Below are 20,663 nucleotides of genomic sequence, written 5' to 3' on the forward strand. Positions count from 1 at the left end.
CTGCCTCGTAAATTTGTTTTACCCCTATTGATAAAAAAAACTAACTATTCCCCTTAACTTTATTAACAAACTTTCACATAGAACACAATGAAAAAAGACACAAACAGATCAAAAGTGACAATTTAAGGCAGATTTGCTTTTTAGTTATTCTTTATTCAAAATTTAGTCAGAAATTTTCTTTAGATAATAAAAAACCCCAAGCCTTTAGTACTGGCTTGGGGTTTTTTTAATCTGGTCCCGAGGGTCGGACTCGAACCGACACGTCATCTCTGACAGCGGATTTTGAGTCCGCCGCGTCTACCAATTTCACCACCTCGGGAAAGGGGCTACAAGCTAATTAGCTTGTGGTGGCTATATTACTATCAAACTTAGAATTGTCAATTATCTAATTGAATCAATTGATCACTTTTATAGCAAAAGCAAAAACTTTGTCTTAAAAAGCATCAGATATCATCTGGTTTACCCTTTTCAGGACTATAATGCGGACGTTTTTCTTATTTTTATACATTGAAGATGCAACTTTCTGACTTTAACTTTGATCTCCCTGACGAACTCATTGCTCGCTACCCTCTAGATACGCGTAGCGCTTCACGTCTTTTGCACTTGGATCATCAAGGGCAATATCACGACTGTCATTTTACCGACATTCTTGATTTACTCGATTCTGGTGACTTACTGATTTTAAATGACACCAAAGTGATGAAAGCACGCCTGAAAGGCAAACGTGCCTCGGGTGGTGCTGTAGAAGTTTTAGTGGAGCGGATGCAGGACAAATACATTGCACACTGCCACATTAAAGCCAGCAACTCGCCTAAAGCCGGTGCTGAACTTTTTATTGGTGAAGATGCGGTAAAAGTAACGGTGCAAGGTCGCCACGAAAACTTGTTTATTGTCCAGTTTTCACAACCGATTTTAGATGTCTTGGATCAATACGGTGCTTTACCGATTCCGCCTTATTTCAACCGTGAAGCAGAAGCCATTGATACCGAACGCTACCAAACCGTATTTAATGACCCGACAAAATTGGCAAGCGTCGCAGCACCCACCGCTAGCCTGCACTTCGACCAAGACTTATTGGAAAAGCTTGAAGCCAAAGGTATTCAAAAAACTTTTGTGACGTTACATGTGGGTGCAGGTACATTCTTGCCGGTCCGTACCACCGACATTCAAAACCACATTATGCACAGTGAATGGTGTGATGTTCCAGAACATACTGTTGAACTGATTCGTCAAACCAAAGCTCGTGGCAATAAAGTCATTTCGGTCGGAACAACAGCAACGCGTGCCATTGAAAGTGCAGCTCAAGCGCATGGCGGCACATTAGATGCATGGACAGGCGATACACAAATTTTCATCTATCCAGGTTATGATTTTAAAGTGGTGGATCGTTTAATTACCAACTTCCATTTACCTGAATCCACCTTATTAATGCTCGTTTCAGCATTGTCGAATCGTGATAATATTTTAAATGCCTATCATCATGCTGTAGAAGCCCAATACCGTTTCTTTAGTTATGGCGATGCCATGCTGATTGATAAAATTACGCCTTAATATTTGCCGATAAAAAGAAGCACACCATGCCGCTCGATACTGTTAAACATTCGATTCATATTAGACGTAAAAAAAATGAACGGGTTTTTCAGAATATTGCGCGGCTATGGGAGATTGGCCGGCAAGCTCAAACCCAGCAAGACATCCTAGATGGTTTGCATCCGTGGAATGCACCGATCGTGCTCAAATTTGAAAATGTCTTACCGCTACTTTTAGCTGCGCTGGGACTTTTTTTTATGCTGCTGATTTTTATTCTCCCGACCAATATCTGGCTACAGATTTGTCTGGTGACCGGACTATTTATGATTTTCTGGGCCTATATCAGTTATGAAGATAAAAAGCCCATTGATGATGTGATTGAATATTTAGAACAACAGACTATCGCTAAAAAATACCAGTTAGCCTTCCAGCAACAACCACAACTTATTTCTGTTCCGCTGCAACCGGTTTTATTCATTGCCCATTTAAAACGACTGTTTCCGGTGTTTAATCAAGGTACTCTCTCTAACGATATTCCTTATTATGCCAGTACGGTCTGGGCAGATGAGGAAGGCAAAGAACATCAAGTCATGGTTTTTCAATATCATTTTGTCAATGAAGTCCGCGTCCGTGATAAAGATGGCAATGATGTCAAAGTGAAAGAAGTCCATAAAGATTTATGGGGTGTATTCATTTTTGATGTAGAGATCCAAGGTCTCGCTATCACCACGGCACGCAAGAACTTTTATTATCCTTATAGTTTTCCTTGGCATACCAGTGATATTCAGACCAATGAAAAATTAAACATTTTTGGCAGTGATGAAATGCAAACTGCGAAATTACTCACACCGGCATTTGTACTGAAATTGGCTGATTTTTTTGCCCAGCGTCAGGGCGATTTAATATTCCATCCCACGAGCCATACCTTATGCTTTTTAGGTCCTGCTGATTTATTTAAAATATCGACACAAGCTAAAAAAATTCAAGATATTTCGGCATTACGTGGACACTTACGCACTTTTAAATTACCTTATTTAGAAAGCTTACAGCGTGACTTAACGCACTTTTTAAAATAACAAGGTTGGATGTTTTGGGGACATATAAATGGGGCTGTTAATTTTTTTGCTATTGATCATTGCCGTGGTCGTTGCATGTATCATGATTCGCAATAATATTGTTCGTCATCACAATGCTTCTGTACGTGCCTGGTCAGATGTGGCCAGCTATGAACGTCAGAAAATTAAAATTCTGGATGGCTTACAGCCTTTAGTGGAACAATATTCAGGTTTTGAAAAAGGTACTTTAGAAAAAGTGACTGAACTGCGTCAGAATATTTTAAATCTGAATATCAATAATACCGATGTATCTCAATTACAACGCATTGAAAGCTTGAATAAAGAATTGATGCGTAGTCTCAATGTTGTGGTGGAGAACTATCCTGAACTGAAAGCCAATGAAATTTATCTAAAAATGATGAATGAAATTGAAGAACAAAATGAAAATGTTGGCGCAGCCATTACCATTTTTAACCGTAATGTGGAGCTGTTTAACAACCATATTCAGGTTTTCCCCAATAACATTGTCAATACCATGACCATGGGTAAAAAAGCCATTCGTCCCTTTCGAGATCAAGCGGTTACCCAAAATTTTGACTATCGACCTAATTTTTAACAGCTCAGGACTTCTTGTATTCACCCTTCATAAATAACCGCAAGAAGTCCAAAAACTATAATTTAAAAAAAATATTAACTTCATAAAAAGAATAAAGCTCATGTGAGAACACATACCATGCAAGCCACAGCCTGACTTTGCGGAATCATGATCACTTCCCCCATATACCGTGAAAAGGAAAGTATCGAGTTAAAATTCGACAACGCTGGCGTTTATGTGCGTAATCTAGGAAAATAGCCAACTTTTAGCGGCGAACTGTTTATTCGCTCTTGCACTGCACGCAGTGCTTTGCTCTTGTTCAGGATATTTTATGAAGTTTGAGAAATTAGGTCAGTCGGGTCGTGCCCGTCGTGGTCGTTTAACGCTTGAACATGGCGTGATTGAAACGCCGGTGTTTATGCCTGTTGGTACCTACGGTACTGTTAAAGGCATGCTCCCACGTGATATTGAAGATATTAAAGCTCAAATTATTTTGGGTAATACTTTCCACCTTTACTTGCGTCCAGGTTTAGACGTAATTCGTGAACATGGTGGCTTGCACGAGTTCATGAAATGGAATAAACCGATTTTAACCGATTCAGGCGGCTTCCAGGTTTTCAGTCTGGGTGCAATGCGTAAGATCAAAGAAGATGGTGTGACTTTCCGTTCGCCTATTGATGGCTCTAAAGTCTTCTTATCACCTGAAATTTCAATGGATATTCAACATACCTTGAATTCAGATATCGTGATGATTTTTGATGAATGTACGCCTTATCCAGCAACCCGTGAGGAAGCGCAAAAATCATTGCAACTCTCGCTACGCTGGGCAAAACGCTGCAAAACTCAACATCATGATGTACTCAAAAATAAAAATGCCTTGTTCGGTATTATCCAGGGTGGCATGTACGAAGATCTTCGTGATGAATCACTCAATGGTTTAAAAGAAATTGATTTTGATGGTTTTGCCATTGGTGGTCTTTCTGTGGGTGAACCAAAAGAAGAAATGATCAAGGTACTTGATTATCTTCCTGTGAAAATGCCTGAAGACAAACCGCGTTACCTGATGGGTGTCGGCAAACCGGAAGATATCGTTGAAGCGATTCGTCGCGGTGTCGACATGTTTGACTGTGTGATGCCAACACGTAATGCACGTAACGGTCATTATTTTGTGACGAATGGTTTGGTACGTATTCGTAATGCGAAATATCGTCATGACCAAAGTCCGCTTGATCCACAATGCGACTGTTACACTTGCCAGAATTTCACTCGCTCGTACTTATTCCATTTGGAAAAATGCGGTGAAATGCTCGGTTCTATGCTCGGTACAATTCATAACCTGCGTTATTACCAAAGATTTACACAAGACATCCGTGATGCGTTAGATAATGGTACTTTTGATCAATATGTCCAAGAATTTTATGCATGTCGTGGTCTAGAAGTACCTCCTTGTCCTGAAGATTAATCTTTCAGCATTTGCGCTGAAGAAAAAGACAGGGTAAATTGCTGAACAAGTTATTTTATTTATCATCATATTGTTGATATACAGTTTTTTATTTTAGGAAAATGAAATGAGCCTTTTTATTTCTACTGCTCACGCAGCGGGTGAAGCTGCAACCCAACCAAGTTTGGTAACTAACCTTTTGATGATTGCAGTATTTGTCGCAATTTTCTATTTCCTCATTTGGCGCCCTCAAGCAAAACGCGCTAAAGAACACCGCACCCTGGTTGAAAGCCTAGGTGTAGGTAGTGAAGTCGTTTTTGCAGGCGGTTTAATGGGTAAAATCACTAAAATTGAAGGTGATTTTGCAGTGGTTGAATTAAGCCGTGGCGTAGAAGTAAAAGTTCAGCGTGCAAGTGTGATTTCAGTTCTTCCTGAAGGCACATTAAATAATCTTTAATCAAAAAAAGTCGTGCCCTAGCACGACTTTTTCATTTTAAGAAGAAAACAAATGCGTTACCCAGCATGGAAATATCTGCTGATCATCGTGGTTTTGATGATTAGCACATTATATGCCCTGCCTAGTTTGTATCCCGATGAACCTGCTGTTCAAATTTCGGGTGCCAAAGCCGGTACCCAAATTGATCAAAGCATCGTACAAAAAGCAGAGCAATTATTAGAAAGTGAAAAAATTCCAAGCCATGACAACAGCTTTAGCAATAATGCTGCCCTTTTGCGTCTCGATACCTCTGAAGCACAGTTAAAAGCCAAAGAAGTATTACGTCGTGGACTTGGCGATAATTATGTTGTTGCATTGAACCTTGCGCCAACCACTCCTGAATGGCTACAAAAAATTGGTGCAAAACCAATGAAATTGGGTCTGGATTTACGTGGTGGTGTGCACTTCTTGCTTGAAGTGGATATGGACAAAGCCATCAGTCAGCGTATGGAAACATCTGCGACTGATTTGCGTCGTCAATTGCGTGACAACAAGCTGAAATTCAATAGCCTTGCGTTGAATAACAACACCATTACTGTGCAGTTTGCAAATAACAGTGATCGTGATGCGGTTATGGACTTCTTGCGTCGTAATGGCAATGAATTCACTCAACAAGCGATTGCATCAGAGTCAGGTTCAACTTTACGTCTGAACTATACCGATGTCCGTAAGCAAGAAATTCAGTCTTATGCGGTGAATCAAAACTTAACCACTTTACGTAACCGTATTAACGAGTTGGGTGTAGCGGAAGCATTGGTTCAAACCCAAGGTAGCAATCGCATTGTGGTTGAACTTCCGGGTGTTCAGGATACTGCCGAAGCAAAACGTGTCTTGGGTCGTACAGCGAACCTGGAATTCCGTCTGGTTTCTGATTTGAATGACCAGTATATCGATCCGTATACCGGTAAATCGACTGGTCAGGCATTACCTCCAGGTACAGAAATTTTTGCTTATGAATCACTGGATAGTGGCCGCGAATTATTATTGAACCGTAACCGTATTCTTACCGGTGAACGTGTACAAAATGCATCAAGTGGCTTTAGCCAAGATAGCGGTGGCGCTGAAGTAAATATTACTTTAGACAGCGCTGGCGGCAAGCTGATGTCAGATGCAACACGTACTGCGGTTGGTAAACGCATGGCGGTATTGTTCATCGAGAACAAGCAAAAAATCAGCTATGTACCCGATCCTGTAACTGGTGCACAAACTGAAGTGCGTACGCCTTATGCAGAATCTGTCGTGATTAATGCGGCAACCATTCAAGCCGTATTGGGTTCTCAGTTCCGTATTACTGGTCTGGATTCACCACAAGAAGCGGCTGAACTTGCGCTGATGCTTCGTGCAGGTGCTTTGGCTGCGCCAATGTACTTTGTTGAAGAACGTGTGGTGGGTCCAAGCCTGGGTCAAGAAAACATCGACAAAGGTGTGTTATCGACTCAAATTGGTTTCATCCTGGTTGCAATCTGGATGGTGGTATTCTTCCGTCTATTCGGTGTGATTGCTAACTTTGCCCTGCTTGCCAATTTGGCAATGATCCTGACTGTCATGTCATGGATTGGTGCTTCACTGACCCTTCCGGGTATTGCCGGTATCGTGATCACCATTGGTATGGCGGTGGATGCCAACGTACTGATCTGTGAGCGAATAAGGGAAGAGATGAAATGGGGAGCCTCGCCAAAACAAGCGATTGTCGCGGGTTATGACCGAGCCTATAACACCATTTTTGACTCGAACTTAACCACGTTCCTGGTTGCGTTTATTCTTTTTGCCATCGGTACAGGTCCTATCAAAGGCTTCGCCGTGACATTAATGATCGGTATTATTTGCTCGATGTTTACTGCAATTACAGTAACCCGTGCAATCGTACAGCTCATTTATGGTAAAAAACGTAACTTGAAGAAGTTGAGCATTTAAGGAGATCTATGATGACTGATATGACTCAACCTGACTCAAAAAAATACGGTCGCCCAGATGATGAACGAATAATTCCGTTTATGAAAATTGCCAAACCAGCGGCAATTTTCTCCATCATTTTAACGATTGCAAGTCTGTTCTTTATTGTGACCAAAGGTTTAAACCTGGGTTTAGACTTTACCGGCGGTGTTTCTGCAGAGTTAAATTACGCTCAACCGGCGAACCAATCTGAAGTGGTTAAAGCGTTAAATCAAGCAGGTTTTAAAGATGCTGTGGTGCAAACCCTCGGTAGTAATAAAGACCTTTTAGTGCGTATGCCCCCTCAAGACCTTGAAGTGGAAGATCTAAGTAACGCAATTAGCAAAGCGGCCCAATTGCCGAATAATGCTGCTGAAGTTCACAAAGTGGACGCTGTCGGTGGTCAAGTCGGGAACGAGCTATATATTCGATCTGCAGGTGCTGTCGCGCTAGCATTACTGTTAATGCTGGTATACGTCACGATTCGTTTTGAATTCAAGCTGGCGGTAGGTGCGGTACTTTCGTTATTCCATGACGTGCTTGTAACAGTGGGTATTTTTGCCCTGATGCAATGGCCTTTTGACTTAACCGTATTGGCTGCAATTCTGGCACTTTTAGGCTTCTCGTTAAACGATAACATTGTGGTATCGGATCGTATTCGTGAAAATTTCCGTAAGATCCGTGGCGCAACCCCGCGTGAAATTATCGATATTTCTTTGACAGAAACCCTACGCCGCACCATTCATACCTCAATGACCTTATTGCTTGTAGTACTTGCAATGATGTTCCTTGGTGGTGAAGGTTTACATTGGTTCTCTGTAGCCATGTTTATTGGTGTATTTGTCGGTACTTATTCTTCAATTTATATTGGTACTGCCTTTGCCCTATGGCGTGGTCTGAATCGTCAAGACTTCATTGTGCAGGTTAAACCTGAATTTGAAGAAGAAGAAATTCCTAAATAATTTCTCTTTAAAGCCAGATCAGCTTCAACTTGACATAAAAAAGCCCATCCGAAGATGGGCTTTTTTATGTTGCAGCAAAAATGGGGTCGAAAATTAATTCATTTGGGTTTGCTCAAAAGCTCAATGGAATTGCCTAAACTTAGAACTTAACCAGATCCGCTTTTAAAGCAACGCTTGCCACTGCCATGCCTTTAAAACACTGATAGGTAGTGGTGCTTTTAGTTTCATTCGCTTTGAAATAGCTGACAATATTGGTAACAGAGTTGACCCCTTGCGCTTTTGCCGTATTTTGTAACTGGATTAATGCAGAACGTAAGACGTGATCACAGGCTGTTTCTGCAGATTTGGCGAAAGCATTGGTTTTTTTATTGGTCACCGCATCTTTTTGCACCACTTTACCGCCAGACTTGGTTCCCGCCAGATAGAACTTCACAGAACCATCTAAGGTTCCATCTGCAACGGCACGTTCAACGGCACTTTTAAAATCCAGATTATGTGCAGTATCTGCAGCCTGAGCTGAAACTACCCCACCAAAACATAATGCGGCTATAAGTGTTAATTTTTTCATTAACATGATTTTTACCCTCTTGTTGTTGTTAAACCCGTTTAAAAATAAGGGAGGTATTAATTCCTCCAAAAGCAAAATTATTGCTCATGATGATGTCGGCATTGATCTTTCTAGAATCATTCACGATGTAATCCAGATCGCCACATGCTGTATCTATTTCTTCTAAATTTAATGTGGGAACAAACTGGCTACGCTGCATCATTTCAATACTCAGCCACGCTTCTATCGCACCGCATGCCCCTAAAGTATGCCCGAAATAACTTTTCAGCGAGCTGATCGGTTTCTTGCCCAAAATTCTTGCGGTTGCCTGAGTTTCTGCAATATCTCCCTGATCGGTCGATGTGCCATGCGCATTCACATAATCAATTTGGTCGGCCTGGAGTTGTGCATCCGACAATGCCCATTCCATACAGCGTCCCATCATTTCAGCATCTGGACGTGTTACATGCTGACCGTCGGTATTACTGCCATAACCGATGATTTCTGCATAAATTTTGGCGCCACGTGCTTTGGCATGTTCATATTCTTCTAAAATTAAACAGCCTGCACCTTCACCCACCACCAAGCCATCACGTTTTGCATCGAATGGACGCGGTGTTTTTTCCGGATGTTCATTTTGACCGCTGGTGGCCAGCAATACATCAAACACTGCCGAACCTGCGGCACTCAGTTCCTCGGCACCACCTGCCAGCATCACCGTCTGCTTGCCGTATTTAATCGCTTCATAGGCCTGACCAATCGCCATTGAACCTGAAGTACAGGCACTGGATGTCGGCAAAGTTAAGCCTTTTAAGCCAAAATACACCGTCATGTTGACCGCACTGGTATGCGACATCATACGGATATAGGTCGTCGCATTGAGTTTGTTCATGTTGTTATCAAGCAACATGCTGCTAAACTCGCCAATCGCATCGACACTACCCGCCGATGAGCCAAATGCCACACCGGTTTGACCACTGTTTAAGATCGGATCATTTAACAGAGCTGCATCTTCAAGAGCTTTTTCAGCGCATACGGTAGACATCAAGGCAACTCGACCCATACCACGTGTCGCTTTGCGGTTAAAATGTTTGGGAATGGTATAGGATTCGACTGGACCGGCTAATTTACTGCGTAAATCGCTAAATACCTCCCATTCGGGCATGTAGCGAATGCCACTTTTACCCTGTTCAAACTGAGTGAAAATCTGATCTGCCGTTTCACCTAAAGAGGTAATGCCGGCCATGCCTGTGACCACAACACGTTTCATCAAATCAAACCTCCATTCACAGAGATCACCTGACGCGTGATATAACTTGCATCATCACTGCATAAAAATTTCACCACTTTTGCCACTTCATCGACATGCCCCATGCGTTGTAATGGAATCATTTTTAAGGCATGTTCTTTCACTTCTTCAGTGACCATTTCGGTTTCAATTAAACCCGGCGCCACACAGTTCACGGTAATTTTTCGTTTCGCCAGTTCAAGTGCCAAAGCTTTGGTCGCGCCAATTAAACCGGCTTTAGCCGCACTGTAATTCACCTGACCACGATTGCCCATCAAGCCTGAAACAGAAGACATCGTCACAATACGTCCGCCTTTTTTCAGGCGAATCATCGGCATAACTAAGGGCTTTAATACGTTGTAAAAACCATCCAGAGATGTAGAGATGACTTCATCCCAGTCACTGTCGGTTAAAGCCGGAAATGCTGCATCACGGGTTAAACCGGCATTCAGCACTACACCATAAAATGCCCCATATTCCGCAACATCTTGCTCAAGCAATTGCATGACATTTTCGCGGTCATTCACATCAAATAAAATGACATGACTGGATTGTCCCAAAGCCTGAATTTCCTGTACCACCTGCTCTGCTTCTTGTTGTCTGGATCGTGCATGTACAGTGACATCGAAACCTGATTGCGCCAATTGCAAGGCAATGGCTTTACCAATTCCGCGGCTTGAGCCGGTTACTAAAATTCTTCTACTCACTCTGACTTCCCAATATTTTCTTCAATTTCTGGCGGTTCAAACACACTCAACATGGCACTAAAATGATGTTCTTGATACTCGATTTCACAATTAAACTGCCCCAACCCTTCATGCAAATAACCTTGTTCCGCTTTAATCCGTACGGTTTCACCTAAAGCAAAATAAGGCACAGGCAACTGCATTTTACGGGTACCCAATAAAAAACCAATTTTTGGCGGCAAGCCCAGCATCTGACCTTTATGTCCTGCATAGGCACTGATGGTCTGCGCCATCAATTCAATACTAGTCCAAGTCGGTAAGCCTTCAGCTTCACAAAACATTAGCTCAGGTCGAATTACCAATTCCGTTATGGCAAAATTTTCATTGGCTTCAATCAAGTGATCAACAAACACCATCGGCTTTTCATGCGGGATAAACTGTACTGCATCCATCATTTCAGTTTTGTTCCAAAAATCAGACTGATATTACTGCCGCCAAAAGCAAATGAATTACTCATTACATAATGAATTGGCTGTTGCAGCGTGGCATCCAATACATAATTCTGCTCATCCAGTTTCGGGTCAATGTTCCCGGAGTGATGCAGTGGCAACCATGACTGATCAGCCAAAACCTGCTGACAAATCACCGTTTCAATCGCACCTGCTGCGCCCAGACAATGCCCTGTTTTATGTTTGGTACTGCTGATTGGAACATCATAGGATTGAAATACGGTATGAACCGCTTTAATTTCCATAGCATCATTTTGTGGTGTTGCCGTACCGTGCATATTTAAATAGCCAATATCACTGGCTGTTACGCCTGCCATATCTAGAGCTTTTTGCATGGCTTCAGCAGCACCTTTTCCTTCAGGATGCGGTGCGGAAATATGCCAGGCATCCATCGATTCACCCGCTGCCATCAACATGACAGGTGCAGTCTCTTTGGACAATAAAAACAAGCCCGCTGCTTCACCAATATTAATCCCATCACGTTGCGCACCACAGGGCTGACAAAGACCATTGGACAGGCTTTCCAGACTATTAAATCCATTCAAGGTCAGCTGACATAAAGTATCGACACCACCCACCAGAACAGCATCGGCTAGATCAGCATTAATCAAACGTTGTCCTGCCGCCATGGCTTTGGCACTTGAGGAGCAAGCGGTAGAAATGGTGTATGCTGGACCTTCCCACCCCAGATACATCTGTAAGGCTTTGGCCAGACTGCCCATTTCCTGTTTGCAGTGTTGGACTTCAACCTCAGCCTGATTGACAAAATATTGTTTCAGAACTTTTTCATTGTCCGCAATACCAGAGGTAGATGTGCCCAAAATAATTGCCAAACGTTTGCGATCGAATTGCGCCGTATAGTCACGTACTGCGGTTTCAATGGAACTTAAAGCAGTTAAGGCAAAACGTAAATTACGCGAATCCACATCCTGCAAAAATGCTGGAATATTTTCAATTAAAGGCTGTTGATATGCGCCCACCCAAACCTGTTTTTCTGGAATAAATCCTGAAACCAGGCTCAAAGTATTTTGCTGGCTAGTCAGCGCCTGTTTCATCTGTTCAGCCGTATTTCCTAATGCCGACAAACCGACACTAAACTGAATTCCGACTGCAGGATGTTGTGTACTGATTTGATCACCCATCATCATCGCCTCTTATTCAGTTCTTTCCACATCTGTATTTTCCAAGCTGTCACTGATGACACTGATGACCATTTGATAAGGCACTTGCAGGTTATCTAACTCAATCACATCATTTTCATGTTTGATGTTTAATACATGCTGCTGGTTGATAAAAACCGACTGTGCCTGAGCAGATTTTTCAATGCGAACATTCTGCTGCTGTAACTGAGCAAAATTCGGATAAGTTGCATATAAAATATCGCGCACCACAAATTCAAAAGGCAAGAGCTTCATTTGCTCGACGTGCTGTTCTACATGGACTTTATGACCATCAAAACTGAGCTTGAATAATTGCTGCCCCGTCAAGGTCAAAGCCAGCATTTCCAGTTTTGAACCTTGCTGTTGCTGATACAGCAAAAAGCTAAAACTCTGCTCTTTCCATTGAACTTCTAACTGATCCTGACGCTGATAATTCTGTGCAGTCCAGGTTGTAGTTGCCAAACCTTGTGCTTTGGGCAGCATCGATTGGCAACCGCCACAGAGCAGAACCGCAGCGAGTAACATTCCAGTCCATTTCAGTTGCATATTAGCCACCATTGCTTAGGGTTTCAGTTTGCTGTGGATCGCGGCAATACTCAGCTAAGGTACTTAAACGCTTTTTGGCATTTTTATGAATCGGGTTGCTAGTGTCCCATGCATAACCGGCAAGCAGCGATGACACCATACGGCGAATTTTTTCATCTTGCTGGGTCGAGAACACCACATCTTGAAATTCACCCGAATACCAAGATTCCACATAGGCACGGAACACTTGGATGCCTTCACGCAAGGGTTTTTCATACTGTTCCATCCAGTTAACCGTTTGCCCTTGCAGCACTTGATCCACCAACGGAATCGCCAGGCTTGAAGATTTTAAGGCAATCGTTACGCCTGATGAAAATACCGGATCAAGGAATTCACCGGCATTGCCGAGTAAGGCATAATTACGGTCAGCCAAATGTTTCACATTGGCAGAATAGCCCACTAAAGTGCGTACTGGCGTGTCAAACGTGGCATTGCGTAATACCTGCGACAGGCTTTCGTCATCGGCCAAAATACGTTTCAACAAGGCTTCTACATCATCAGCGCTGCCATCAAAGCCATATTGCTCAAAGAAGTCTTGCTCTGCGACCACACCAAAAGATGAACGACCATCCGCAAATGGAATTAGCCAATACCAGGCCCGATGATCTTTAGCGTGCACAGTAATCAGGATTTTTTCGCGATCAAAATCTGGATCATCCAAAATACCATCTTCAATATGGGTAAACACTGCACGACGTACCGGAAAGTTTGATGGGCTTTCCAAGTCTAAGAACTTCGGTAAGATCCGGCCAAAACCACTGGCATCCAGTAAAAATTTAGCCTGAATCTGGTAAACATTTTCCTGCTCATCTTTTACAGTCAAAATCGGTTGTTCTGGAGTAACATCGACATCAATGACTTCATGACCAAAGCGAATTTCTGCACCCTGTTTTTCCGCCTGTTGTGCCAGTAAATGGTCAAAATTGGCACGGCGAACCTGCCAGGTGGTGCCCGGACCGTCAGTAAATTTCTGGGTAAAGTCATAAAAACTGCGCTGCTTGCCTCTTAGGAATGCCGCGCCATTTTTAAACTGAAAGGCAAACTCGCCAACATGCTCACGTACCGTATCCAGTAGCCCTGCTTCTTCCAGGAAAACCATGGATTGGGGCAACAATGATTCACCGATCGAAAAGCGTGGGAAATATTGTTTTTCAATAATCGTGACCTGATAACCCTTTTGACGCAGCAATGCTGCTGCCGAACTGCCCGATGGTCCCGCGCCGATAATCAATACATCTATGTGTTGCATGCTGCTCATTGCACTGTACCTTAGTCTCTCAGCTCTTTTGGCTGATATTGTTGAAGCACAACATGCTTGGCATCGGAAGATGTAAACAATGTTGCGTAAATAAATGAAAAAATAACCCCAAGTAAAACCGTCAAGCCAAAGCAATGAATCGCGTAGGTGTGGCTAAACGATAATAACCCGAAACCCAGCAAGGTCGACATCATACATAGGAATAACGCCATGCCCACCACTTGCGGATGATCATGTCCATGCCGGTAGAAAATGGCATAGTCCACCCCAATCCCGATAATCAGGAAGGTGCCCATAATGCTGAATAAATTGATTTCAACACCCAGCCATGCCTGAATCGCAAAGGTGGTCATTAAGGCCAAAGTTACTGGTAACACCAGCGGCAAAATGGACTTGATGCCATAAATTATTCCCAAGCCAATGGCTAAGGTAATTAAGGCAGAAAGCAATAACCACTGCGCCTGAATACGCTGCTGCTGAAACAGTTCAGACAACTGATTCACCGGGCGTAACAGTTGTACCTGTGGACTATTCAGTTGTTCTAAAGCGGCAACATTATGGACATTTTGTAATAGCACCAGACGCTCGGTTGGGCTCATTTGTAAAAATGCCAAGGGATGTTGTGCCATTTCAGCTGGATGCAGTAAAGGCTGCTCGTCGAGTTTTTTTTGCCAAGCCAATACATCTGCCGGATTGAGCTGTAACGCTGCGGCATAATCCTGTAAGGCACTGGCTGGAATAGCCTGCAATAATTGAATATTGTGCTGTTGTTGCACTTCAGATGGCAACCATTGTCCTAAAGCCTGAACGGTCTCTAAAGCCCCTTCATTTTGTAATACTTGCAATTTTTGCAGCAGTTGCTGTTCGTTTCGCTCAAGTTCTGCAGCAGTCTTGCCATGCACAACAAAGTATTCACTGCTTTGTTGCTGCATAAAACGTTCACGTACGTATTGATCTTCCTGCTTGAGCTGCTGATCCATACTTTGTAAATTACGGATATCATCATTGCTTTGCAGCAACATTAAGCTGCCGCCTGCGACCACAGCAATAACCGCAATTAAGCCGTAACGCAAACCATTTTTAGCTTGGACAAAGGTACGTGCTTTGCCAATAAAACTTAAGCTGCGAATAGCCGGTTCGGCATTCAAGGCAGGTAAACGTGGCAATAATAAAACACTGGTGATCCATGCCGCAGCCAGACCGACCATCGAGAAAACAGCGATCTGTTTAAAGCCTGGAAATGGGGTAAAACTTAAGAATATGTACGCGACCAAAGTGGTCATCAAGCCCATAAACAGACTCGGCAATAACGGTTTTAAGACTGCAAAACCATTGAGATGTCGATGCTGCGATTGCATCGCCATAAAGTAGAAAGAGAAATCGACACAAACCCCGACCAGACTTGCGCCAAACACCAAAGTCATCAGGTGAATTTCACCAAACACCCAATGCGTAATGGCAAATGCCACCAGACATCCGGTACCTACGGCAATCATTTCAGTCAGCATCGGACGAATCGAACGGAATCCAAACAGCACTAAAAGGAAAATCCCCAACGTTGAACCTAGGCCAATGGTGGAAATTTCTTTTTCAGCCGAGGTCGTGCCAAATTGGGCAAATAACAACGTTCCTGTCCAATGTGGTTGAACCTTCATTTGACGTAATTGTGAATCGAGCTGTTCAATCCAGATGGCAGTTTTTTGCTGATAATCAATATTGTAAGGACTATTTTTTAGCTCTAAGACCAATAAACGTGAAATACCTTTATCATCTCGAATGGTGGCAAAGCCATCTTCCAAAGCAATATCAGGATTGCTCTGTAAACTGGATAAGCTCATGGCATAACGCGGAAATAACAGCAGCGGATCTTGTTGTAATAGCTCTGCTGTCACCGGCATGCCCGGACTCATGATTTGTAATAAACCTTGTTCGGTCAGGGAGGCATAATCTTGTTGTTCAAGCAGCTTTTGATCATCGAGGGTCAGTAAACCTGCGCGATGTTGATATAACACCTGCGCAAACTTGTCACTGTCTAGCTGTGCATTTAAGGGCTGCCACAAATCACTTTGTAGCACACTTTGTTTAAATGTCGTGGTGGCTTTGGCTAAGGCCGCATCATTTTTGGCATTCAGTACAACAAACACTTTGTCATTCAATTGCTGACTGACATATTGCTGTGCCCGTTCCAACCTTGGGTCTTGGGTCGCTTCAGGCAATAATGCAAAAATATTGGTCTGAAGATGAATATCTTTTTTCAGCCACGCGGTACCCAGCGTGATTGCAAGCACGCTGAGCACAATCAGCCACAGTACGGTAAATTTATTTTGCCAGTTGGAAAAGCGCATTTTCCTCAGCCGTTAAAGTTTGGGGTTGAGTGGTTTGTTGGCTAAAGCGAATCGTTGTACTGTTGTTGGCTTTCTCACGAATCACGATGCGATCGACATAACGCTGCCCTTGCGCATCTACGCGGACAAACAACTTTTTAAACAAGCTGCTTTTCGGGGTCAAAGCCACATTCCATTGCGCAGGCGTATAACTAGCGGAAACAATATTGAAGTTTTTGGATATCGCAGCTTCATTTCCCGACATCAGCTGCAAGAACATGGTTGCAACCGAACCATAAGGTGATTTATCAATTTCAATCTGACTATGCGTGCGCTGAGTTTTTTGCACCAATTTACGCGGGGTCACAATCAGGTCGGCTTTGACTGGATTTTGAATTTTCCAGATCACCCCTTGTGATTTGGAAAATGAAACCGTGCCTTTAGAGACAAAAGTTTTATTCATTGAAGCCAGTTTTTTTTGCTGTTCAAAATTGGCACGTACCGTTGGAGTTTCGGAGAGCTGTCCAAAAATTTGTCTGAGCTGCGGGTTTTGTGCATGTACAGGCTGCGGCAACATAAATGTGATACACAGCATACTCGCTAAAAACAGCCATACTACACGTTGTAGATTGATCGATGTCATCTGCTTTACTCCGACTTAAACTCAGACCAAGCGTTTAAACGCTCCAATAAAATTTGCGGTGACTGGAAACACATTTCACGGCTTTCAATATGTACCGCCACTTGAGTGGTATAGCCTTTGGTGAGTCTTTTTCCAGTTTCCGCATCAAAAATTTGATACTCAATTTTCAGGCGGTTTTCCCATTCTTTTAAAATGGCACGCACCCGAATTTTCTGTTCAAACAAGATGCCATGTGCATAACGCACGTGGCTTTCAATCACAGGCCATGCATAACCAGAGTCACGCATCTGGATATAGTTATATTGAAATTGATCCAGCAACTTACAGCGTGCAATTTCAAAATACTTTAGATAATGCCCATGCCATACCACGTTCATGGCATCCACATCATGAAATGGCACTTCAATCATCACATCGGCATGCATAATCTGTTTCCTGAAATGTTTAGCGAACAAGTTCACTGCTTAATAATTCTAGATTTTCGAAACGATCCACCAGCTGCTGCAATTCGTGTTGTAATGGTCGATCTTCCACCACGTAGTCAAATGTTTGCAACACCCAAGCTTTAAATGCAGCTAATACTTCAGCTAATTTTTCATCTAAATCTTTTAAATGGATGGCTTGGACACTGGCACAGCATAGTGCTGCAATCACCTGTTCGGTCAATACAATCACACGGCTGGCATCGCGTGCTGCAATGGTCCCCATACTGACTTTGTCCTGGTTATGGCATTCGGTCGAACGGGAAAAAATTGAAGCCGATAAGGTTTGTTTCAAGGCTTCTGCCGTCCATGCTGACACGCCAATTTGTACTGCCTTAAAACCATGATTCAGCGGCAAACGTTCTGCTGTGGCACCGGTCAGATTACGTGGCAAACCATTATTCATTTTATAGTCCACCAGTTGCGCCAGTTGACGATCCATTAAATCGGCAATATTGGCAACCATGATTTTCAGGCTGTCCATGGCTTGGGCAATATGTCCGCCATAGAAATGACCACCATGCAACACGCGTAAATTGACCGGATCAATCAGCGGATTGTCATTACTGGAGTTCAATTCATTTTCAATAAACTGGCGTAACCACGGTTTAGAGTCTTCAAATACGCCAATAATATGTGGCGCGCAGCGTAAGGAATAACGGTCTTGCAAACGTGAACTTTGATGTTCGGTTTGCACTTCACTGTTCAGCCAATCACGCAGTTGCGCGGCAATATTTTGCTGACCCGGATGGGGCTTTTGGGCAAACAGCACTTCATCAAAATGGCTCGGATTGCCTTCCAATGCCAGAACGTTGAGGGCTGTAATACAGGTACTGGCTAAACTAATTTGTTCAGCTTTTTTATAATTCAAACAGGCAATCGCCGTCATTACAGCAGTACCGTTCATTAGTGCCAGTCCCTCTTTCGGACGTAACACCAAAGCCTGCATGCCTTTTTCTGCATATACGCTACTTACCGGAGCAATTTGACCTTGGTAATAAACATCACGTTCACCAACCAAAGCCCCAGCAATATAGGACAATGGAGTTAAATCACCACTCGCCCCGACTGAACCTTCCGAAGGAATCACCGGGATGACATTTTCATTCAACATCCACACTAGACGTTCCAGCAAGGCATGCGATACACCTGAATAGCCACGTGCAAGTGAACATAAACGCGTCACCACCACTGCACGAGCGGTAATTAAATCCAGATTTTGACCTAAACCACAGCCATGAAAACGGGATAAATGCAAAGGCAGTTCATTGACCTGATGGGCTGGAATTTGCACCAGACAGGAATCTCCATAGCCTGTGGTCACGCCATAAATCACGCCTTCGTCTTGTAACAGTTGATCCAGAAAATCTGCACCGCGTTGAATTAAATCACGCCATGCGGTAGATGCGGGCAAAGCCACTGATTTTTCCTGACGTGCAACCGCAACCACATCTTCAATCGAGAGTGGTGTTTCCCCAACAACTAACACTTGCATTAATCTTTGTTCCAGAAATTATAGAAGTTAAACCATTGATATGGAGCACGTATACAGTGCTGCTCAAGTAGGCTGACATATTGGCGTGTGATGTTTTGAATGGCTTGCATGCGGTTTTTTCGAGGGCAATTTAGTTGCTCGGCAATCGCGTGAATATGTACTTCAAAACTATTTCCTATGCGATAACAAAAGACTGCAAGTACCGGCACTTTCAGCAAGCTCGCTAAAATCCAAGCTCCTTGTGGCCAGTTCGCTTCCTCACCCAAAAATGAAATCGGCTGTACCCGATCCGATTGAATCGGTACGCGATCTGCCGCAACAATGACCCATTCACCCTGATCAAGTTTTTCTTGCAGTATCAGCGCGGTTTCAATACCCAACTCATCCACCGAAACCAGATTGACATCGGCTTGATCATTGAGCTTTTTTAGAAACTGGTTAAATTTGGTGGCATGCTTTTGATAGACCAAGACATTAATTTTTTGTGGATGTTCCGACTTAATCGCCCGCAGCAATTCAATATTGCCAAAATGCGACACCACAATCACCGCGCCTTTTTGATAATGGTCACGCAAATGTTCATGGCCCTGTAAAATCAGTTGCTGTTCCGGAATTTTACCGAGCCAGCCTTCAATTTTATCCAGAATACATTCGCCAAATTGCATTAAATGCATATAGCTATGACTTAAACCCGGTGAGCTTTTAAACGGGGAATTCGGTCCTGCAAAATGATGCAACTTGGTTAAATAGAGTTGTGAAGCCTGACGTGCAGTGCCTGAAAAAATCCAGAACCACAGAATGATAAAATACATCAATACACGGCAAAGCCAGCGACCACCTAAACGATAGAAAGCTAACACCAAAGTCAGTGAAAACATCCCACCTCGTTCTCTAATGTCATTCCATTTCGTTGGGTTCACTTCAGTCACAGAATCAGCCTTTCACTTTCTGTGATAATAAGTGAGGCAAGCGAATCAGCATCCCGCCAAACAAACGCACATGTGCTTTACTCATGCCCAGATTGTCACGCCATAGATTGAAATGCGAAATACCATTTTCAGGGTAAACTACTTTGGTCGGCACATTAATAAAAGGCACATCTGCCCATTTTAAACGCACCAGAATTTCACTATCAAAGCCCATACGCGGCTGAAATTTTGCAGAATCCAGCACCTGAATCGTACGGGCTAGAGGATAAACGCGGAAACCGCACATACTGTCTTTAATGTCAAAAGACAGACTGTTAATCCATACCCAAATATGGGTGGCATAACGACCATATAAGCGTTTTTTAGGAACAGAATCATCGAAAATGGGCTGACCGATGACCATCGCTTCCGGATTTTGTTTAGATATTTCTAAAAATTTTGCCACATCCTGCCAGTCATGCTGACCGTCAGAATCGAGCTGCAAGGCATGACTAAAACCCAGAGCATGGGCATGACGTAAACCGGTAATCACAGCCTGCCCTTTGCCCTGATTATGGCTATGCTCAACCAGCTCGACCAATGGATGTTGTGCTGCAATGTCATGTAAAAGTGCTGTACACGCGGCATCACTGCCATCATTCACCAGAATAATGGGCATCTGAAACTGATCCAAATGAGCAACCAAGGCCTCAATATAATGCGGATGGTTATAAACTGGAATCACAAAACAATGCTGCATATACATC

At 43.2% G+C, this 20,663-nt stretch carries 20 protein-coding genes and 1 tRNA gene; 7 read left to right on the top strand and 14 right to left on the bottom strand.

The annotated features are described in order from the left end of the window. Window positions 1–232 precede the first annotated feature (232 nt). Window positions 233–319 (bottom strand) — tRNA-Leu (locus B9T23_RS10265). Between the two features lie 194 nt (window positions 320–513). Between B9T23_RS10265 and queA the strand changes: the two genes are divergently transcribed. From queA to secF, 7 genes are all read left to right on the top strand, one after another. Beyond that, window positions 514–1,551, top strand: a complete 1,038-nt coding sequence (queA, locus tag B9T23_RS10270; RefSeq protein ID WP_086194035.1) for a tRNA preQ1(34) S-adenosylmethionine ribosyltransferase-isomerase QueA — start codon at window positions 514–516, stop codon at window positions 1,549–1,551. A gap of 26 nt (window positions 1,552–1,577) precedes the next feature. Next, entirely contained in the window at window positions 1,578–2,606 is a 1,029-nt protein-coding gene (locus tag B9T23_RS10275) for a hypothetical protein (protein ID WP_086194036.1), read from the top strand. 28 nt (window positions 2,607–2,634) lie between these two features. Then, a complete protein-coding gene (locus tag B9T23_RS10280; protein WP_086194037.1) occupies window positions 2,635–3,201 on the top strand; it encodes a LemA family protein in 567 nt (188 codons plus the stop codon). Window positions 3,202–3,511: 310 nt separating this feature from the next. Further along, window positions 3,512–4,642 carry a tRNA guanosine(34) transglycosylase Tgt gene (gene tgt / locus B9T23_RS10285; RefSeq protein ID WP_086194038.1) on the top strand — a complete coding sequence of 377 codons (1,131 nt, stop codon included), beginning with the start codon at window positions 3,512–3,514 and terminating at the stop codon, window positions 4,640–4,642. 106 nt (window positions 4,643–4,748) lie between these two features. Next, a complete protein-coding gene (gene yajC, locus B9T23_RS10290) occupies window positions 4,749–5,078 on the top strand; it encodes a preprotein translocase subunit YajC (RefSeq protein WP_067722948.1) in 330 nt (109 codons plus the stop codon). Window positions 5,079–5,129: 51 nt separating this feature from the next. Then, window positions 5,130–7,031, top strand: coding sequence for a protein translocase subunit SecD (secD, locus tag B9T23_RS10295; RefSeq protein WP_067722951.1), 1,902 nt, complete (start codon window positions 5,130–5,132; stop codon window positions 7,029–7,031). An 8-nt stretch (window positions 7,032–7,039) separates the two neighbouring features. Then, complete coding sequence (gene secF, locus B9T23_RS10300) at window positions 7,040–8,011, top strand: protein translocase subunit SecF (protein ID WP_086194039.1); 972 nt, start codon at window positions 7,040–7,042, stop codon at window positions 8,009–8,011. Window positions 8,012–8,150: 139 nt separating this feature from the next. Here secF and B9T23_RS10305 read toward each other — a convergent pair whose 3' ends face one another. Genes B9T23_RS10305 through B9T23_RS10365 form a run of 13 tightly spaced genes read right to left on the bottom strand, consistent with a single transcriptional unit; the run spans window position 8,151 to window position 20,656 of the window. After that, window positions 8,151–8,585: an excinuclease gene (locus tag B9T23_RS10305; protein WP_143222515.1), complete on the bottom strand. Its 435-nt coding sequence runs from the start codon at window positions 8,583–8,585 to the stop codon at window positions 8,151–8,153. A gap of 22 nt (window positions 8,586–8,607) precedes the next feature. Further along, complete coding sequence (locus B9T23_RS10310; RefSeq protein WP_086194040.1) at window positions 8,608–9,828, bottom strand: beta-ketoacyl-ACP synthase; 1,221 nt, start codon at window positions 9,826–9,828, stop codon at window positions 8,608–8,610. After that, a complete protein-coding gene (locus B9T23_RS10315; protein ID WP_086194041.1) occupies window positions 9,828–10,553 on the bottom strand; it encodes a 3-ketoacyl-ACP reductase FabG2 in 726 nt (241 codons plus the stop codon). Before B9T23_RS10315 ends, B9T23_RS10310 begins: the two co-directional genes overlap by 1 nt. Further along, window positions 10,550–10,987 (bottom strand): ApeP family dehydratase, encoded by a 438-nt coding sequence (locus B9T23_RS10320; protein WP_086194042.1) that lies wholly within the window; start codon window positions 10,985–10,987, stop codon window positions 10,550–10,552. Before B9T23_RS10320 ends, B9T23_RS10315 begins: the two co-directional genes overlap by 4 nt. Then, the gene (locus B9T23_RS10325) at window positions 10,984–12,183 is read right to left on the bottom strand and encodes a beta-ketoacyl-[acyl-carrier-protein] synthase family protein (RefSeq protein WP_086194084.1); all 1,200 of its coding nucleotides are present in this window, start codon (window positions 12,181–12,183) and stop codon (window positions 10,984–10,986) included. Before B9T23_RS10325 ends, B9T23_RS10320 begins: the two co-directional genes overlap by 4 nt. A 12-nt stretch (window positions 12,184–12,195) precedes the next feature. Next, window positions 12,196–12,747, bottom strand: coding sequence for a DUF3261 domain-containing protein (locus B9T23_RS10330; RefSeq protein WP_171263084.1), 552 nt, complete (start codon window positions 12,745–12,747; stop codon window positions 12,196–12,198). Between the two features lies 1 nt (window position 12,748). Next, window positions 12,749–14,044, bottom strand: coding sequence for an NAD(P)/FAD-dependent oxidoreductase (locus tag B9T23_RS10335; RefSeq protein WP_086194044.1), 1,296 nt, complete (start codon window positions 14,042–14,044; stop codon window positions 12,749–12,751). A gap of 11 nt (window positions 14,045–14,055) precedes the next feature. Then, window positions 14,056–16,389 (bottom strand): MMPL family transporter, encoded by a 2,334-nt coding sequence (locus B9T23_RS10340; RefSeq protein WP_086194045.1) that lies wholly within the window; start codon window positions 16,387–16,389, stop codon window positions 14,056–14,058. Next, a complete protein-coding gene (locus B9T23_RS10345) occupies window positions 16,364–16,963 on the bottom strand; it encodes a LolA family protein (protein ID WP_086194085.1) in 600 nt (199 codons plus the stop codon). The genes B9T23_RS10340 and B9T23_RS10345 overlap by 26 nt, the downstream gene beginning before the upstream one ends. Window positions 16,964–17,016: 53 nt before the next feature. Beyond that, the gene (locus B9T23_RS10350) at window positions 17,017–17,436 is read right to left on the bottom strand and encodes an acyl-CoA thioesterase (RefSeq protein WP_086194046.1); all 420 of its coding nucleotides are present in this window, start codon (window positions 17,434–17,436) and stop codon (window positions 17,017–17,019) included. Window positions 17,437–17,455: 19 nt separating this feature from the next. Then, the gene (locus B9T23_RS10355; RefSeq protein ID WP_086194047.1) at window positions 17,456–18,988 is read right to left on the bottom strand and encodes an HAL/PAL/TAL family ammonia-lyase; all 1,533 of its coding nucleotides are present in this window, start codon (window positions 18,986–18,988) and stop codon (window positions 17,456–17,458) included. Beyond that, entirely contained in the window at window positions 18,988–19,866 is an 879-nt protein-coding gene (locus tag B9T23_RS10360; protein WP_086194048.1) for an LpxL/LpxP family acyltransferase, read from the bottom strand. Before B9T23_RS10360 ends, B9T23_RS10355 begins: the two co-directional genes overlap by 1 nt. Before the next feature lie 55 nt (window positions 19,867–19,921). After that, on the bottom strand, window positions 19,922–20,656 hold the full coding sequence (locus B9T23_RS10365) for a glycosyltransferase family 2 protein (RefSeq protein WP_086194049.1): 735 nt from the start codon (window positions 20,654–20,656) through the stop codon (window positions 19,922–19,924). Window positions 20,657–20,663 lie beyond the last annotated feature (7 nt).

The organism is Acinetobacter terrae (genome assembly GCF_002135195.1).
GTDB classification, from domain to species: domain Bacteria; phylum Pseudomonadota; class Gammaproteobacteria; order Pseudomonadales; family Moraxellaceae; genus Acinetobacter; species Acinetobacter terrae.

Excerpts from the sequence above, each read along its gene's own strand:
- queA (WP_086194035.1), top strand. The coding sequence starts at position 514 with ATGCAACTTTCTGACTTTAACTTTGATCTCCCTGACGAACTCATTGCT.
- B9T23_RS10275 (WP_086194036.1), top strand. The coding sequence starts at position 1,578 with ATGCCGCTCGATACTGTTAAACATTCGATTCATATTAGACGTAAAAAA.
- B9T23_RS10280 (WP_086194037.1), top strand. The coding sequence starts at position 2,635 with ATGGGGCTGTTAATTTTTTTGCTATTGATCATTGCCGTGGTCGTTGCA.
- tgt (WP_086194038.1), top strand. The coding sequence starts at position 3,512 with ATGAAGTTTGAGAAATTAGGTCAGTCGGGTCGTGCCCGTCGTGGTCGT.
- yajC (WP_067722948.1), top strand. The coding sequence starts at position 4,749 with ATGAGCCTTTTTATTTCTACTGCTCACGCAGCGGGTGAAGCTGCAACC.
- secD (WP_067722951.1), top strand. The coding sequence starts at position 5,130 with ATGCGTTACCCAGCATGGAAATATCTGCTGATCATCGTGGTTTTGATG.
- secF (WP_086194039.1), top strand. The coding sequence starts at position 7,040 with ATGATGACTGATATGACTCAACCTGACTCAAAAAAATACGGTCGCCCA.
- B9T23_RS10305 (WP_143222515.1), bottom strand. The coding sequence starts at position 8,585 with ATGTTAATGAAAAAATTAACACTTATAGCCGCATTATGTTTTGGTGGG.
- B9T23_RS10310 (WP_086194040.1), bottom strand. The coding sequence starts at position 9,828 with ATGAAACGTGTTGTGGTCACAGGCATGGCCGGCATTACCTCTTTAGGT.
- B9T23_RS10320 (WP_086194042.1), bottom strand. The coding sequence starts at position 10,987 with ATGATGGATGCAGTACAGTTTATCCCGCATGAAAAGCCGATGGTGTTT.
- B9T23_RS10325 (WP_086194084.1), bottom strand. The coding sequence starts at position 12,183 with ATGGGTGATCAAATCAGTACACAACATCCTGCAGTCGGAATTCAGTTT.
- B9T23_RS10330 (WP_171263084.1), bottom strand. The coding sequence starts at position 12,747 with ATGCAACTGAAATGGACTGGAATGTTACTCGCTGCGGTTCTGCTCTGT.
- B9T23_RS10335 (WP_086194044.1), bottom strand. The coding sequence starts at position 14,044 with ATGAGCAGCATGCAACACATAGATGTATTGATTATCGGCGCGGGACCA.
- B9T23_RS10340 (WP_086194045.1), bottom strand. The coding sequence starts at position 16,389 with ATGCGCTTTTCCAACTGGCAAAATAAATTTACCGTACTGTGGCTGATT.
- B9T23_RS10345 (WP_086194085.1), bottom strand. The coding sequence starts at position 16,963 with ATGCTGTGTATCACATTTATGTTGCCGCAGCCTGTACATGCACAAAAC.
- B9T23_RS10350 (WP_086194046.1), bottom strand. The coding sequence starts at position 17,436 with ATGCATGCCGATGTGATGATTGAAGTGCCATTTCATGATGTGGATGCC.
- B9T23_RS10355 (WP_086194047.1), bottom strand. The coding sequence starts at position 18,988 with ATGCAAGTGTTAGTTGTTGGGGAAACACCACTCTCGATTGAAGATGTG.
- B9T23_RS10360 (WP_086194048.1), bottom strand. The coding sequence starts at position 19,866 with ATGTTTTCACTGACTTTGGTGTTAGCTTTCTATCGTTTAGGTGGTCGC.
- B9T23_RS10365 (WP_086194049.1), bottom strand. The coding sequence starts at position 20,656 with ATGCAGCATTGTTTTGTGATTCCAGTTTATAACCATCCGCATTATATT.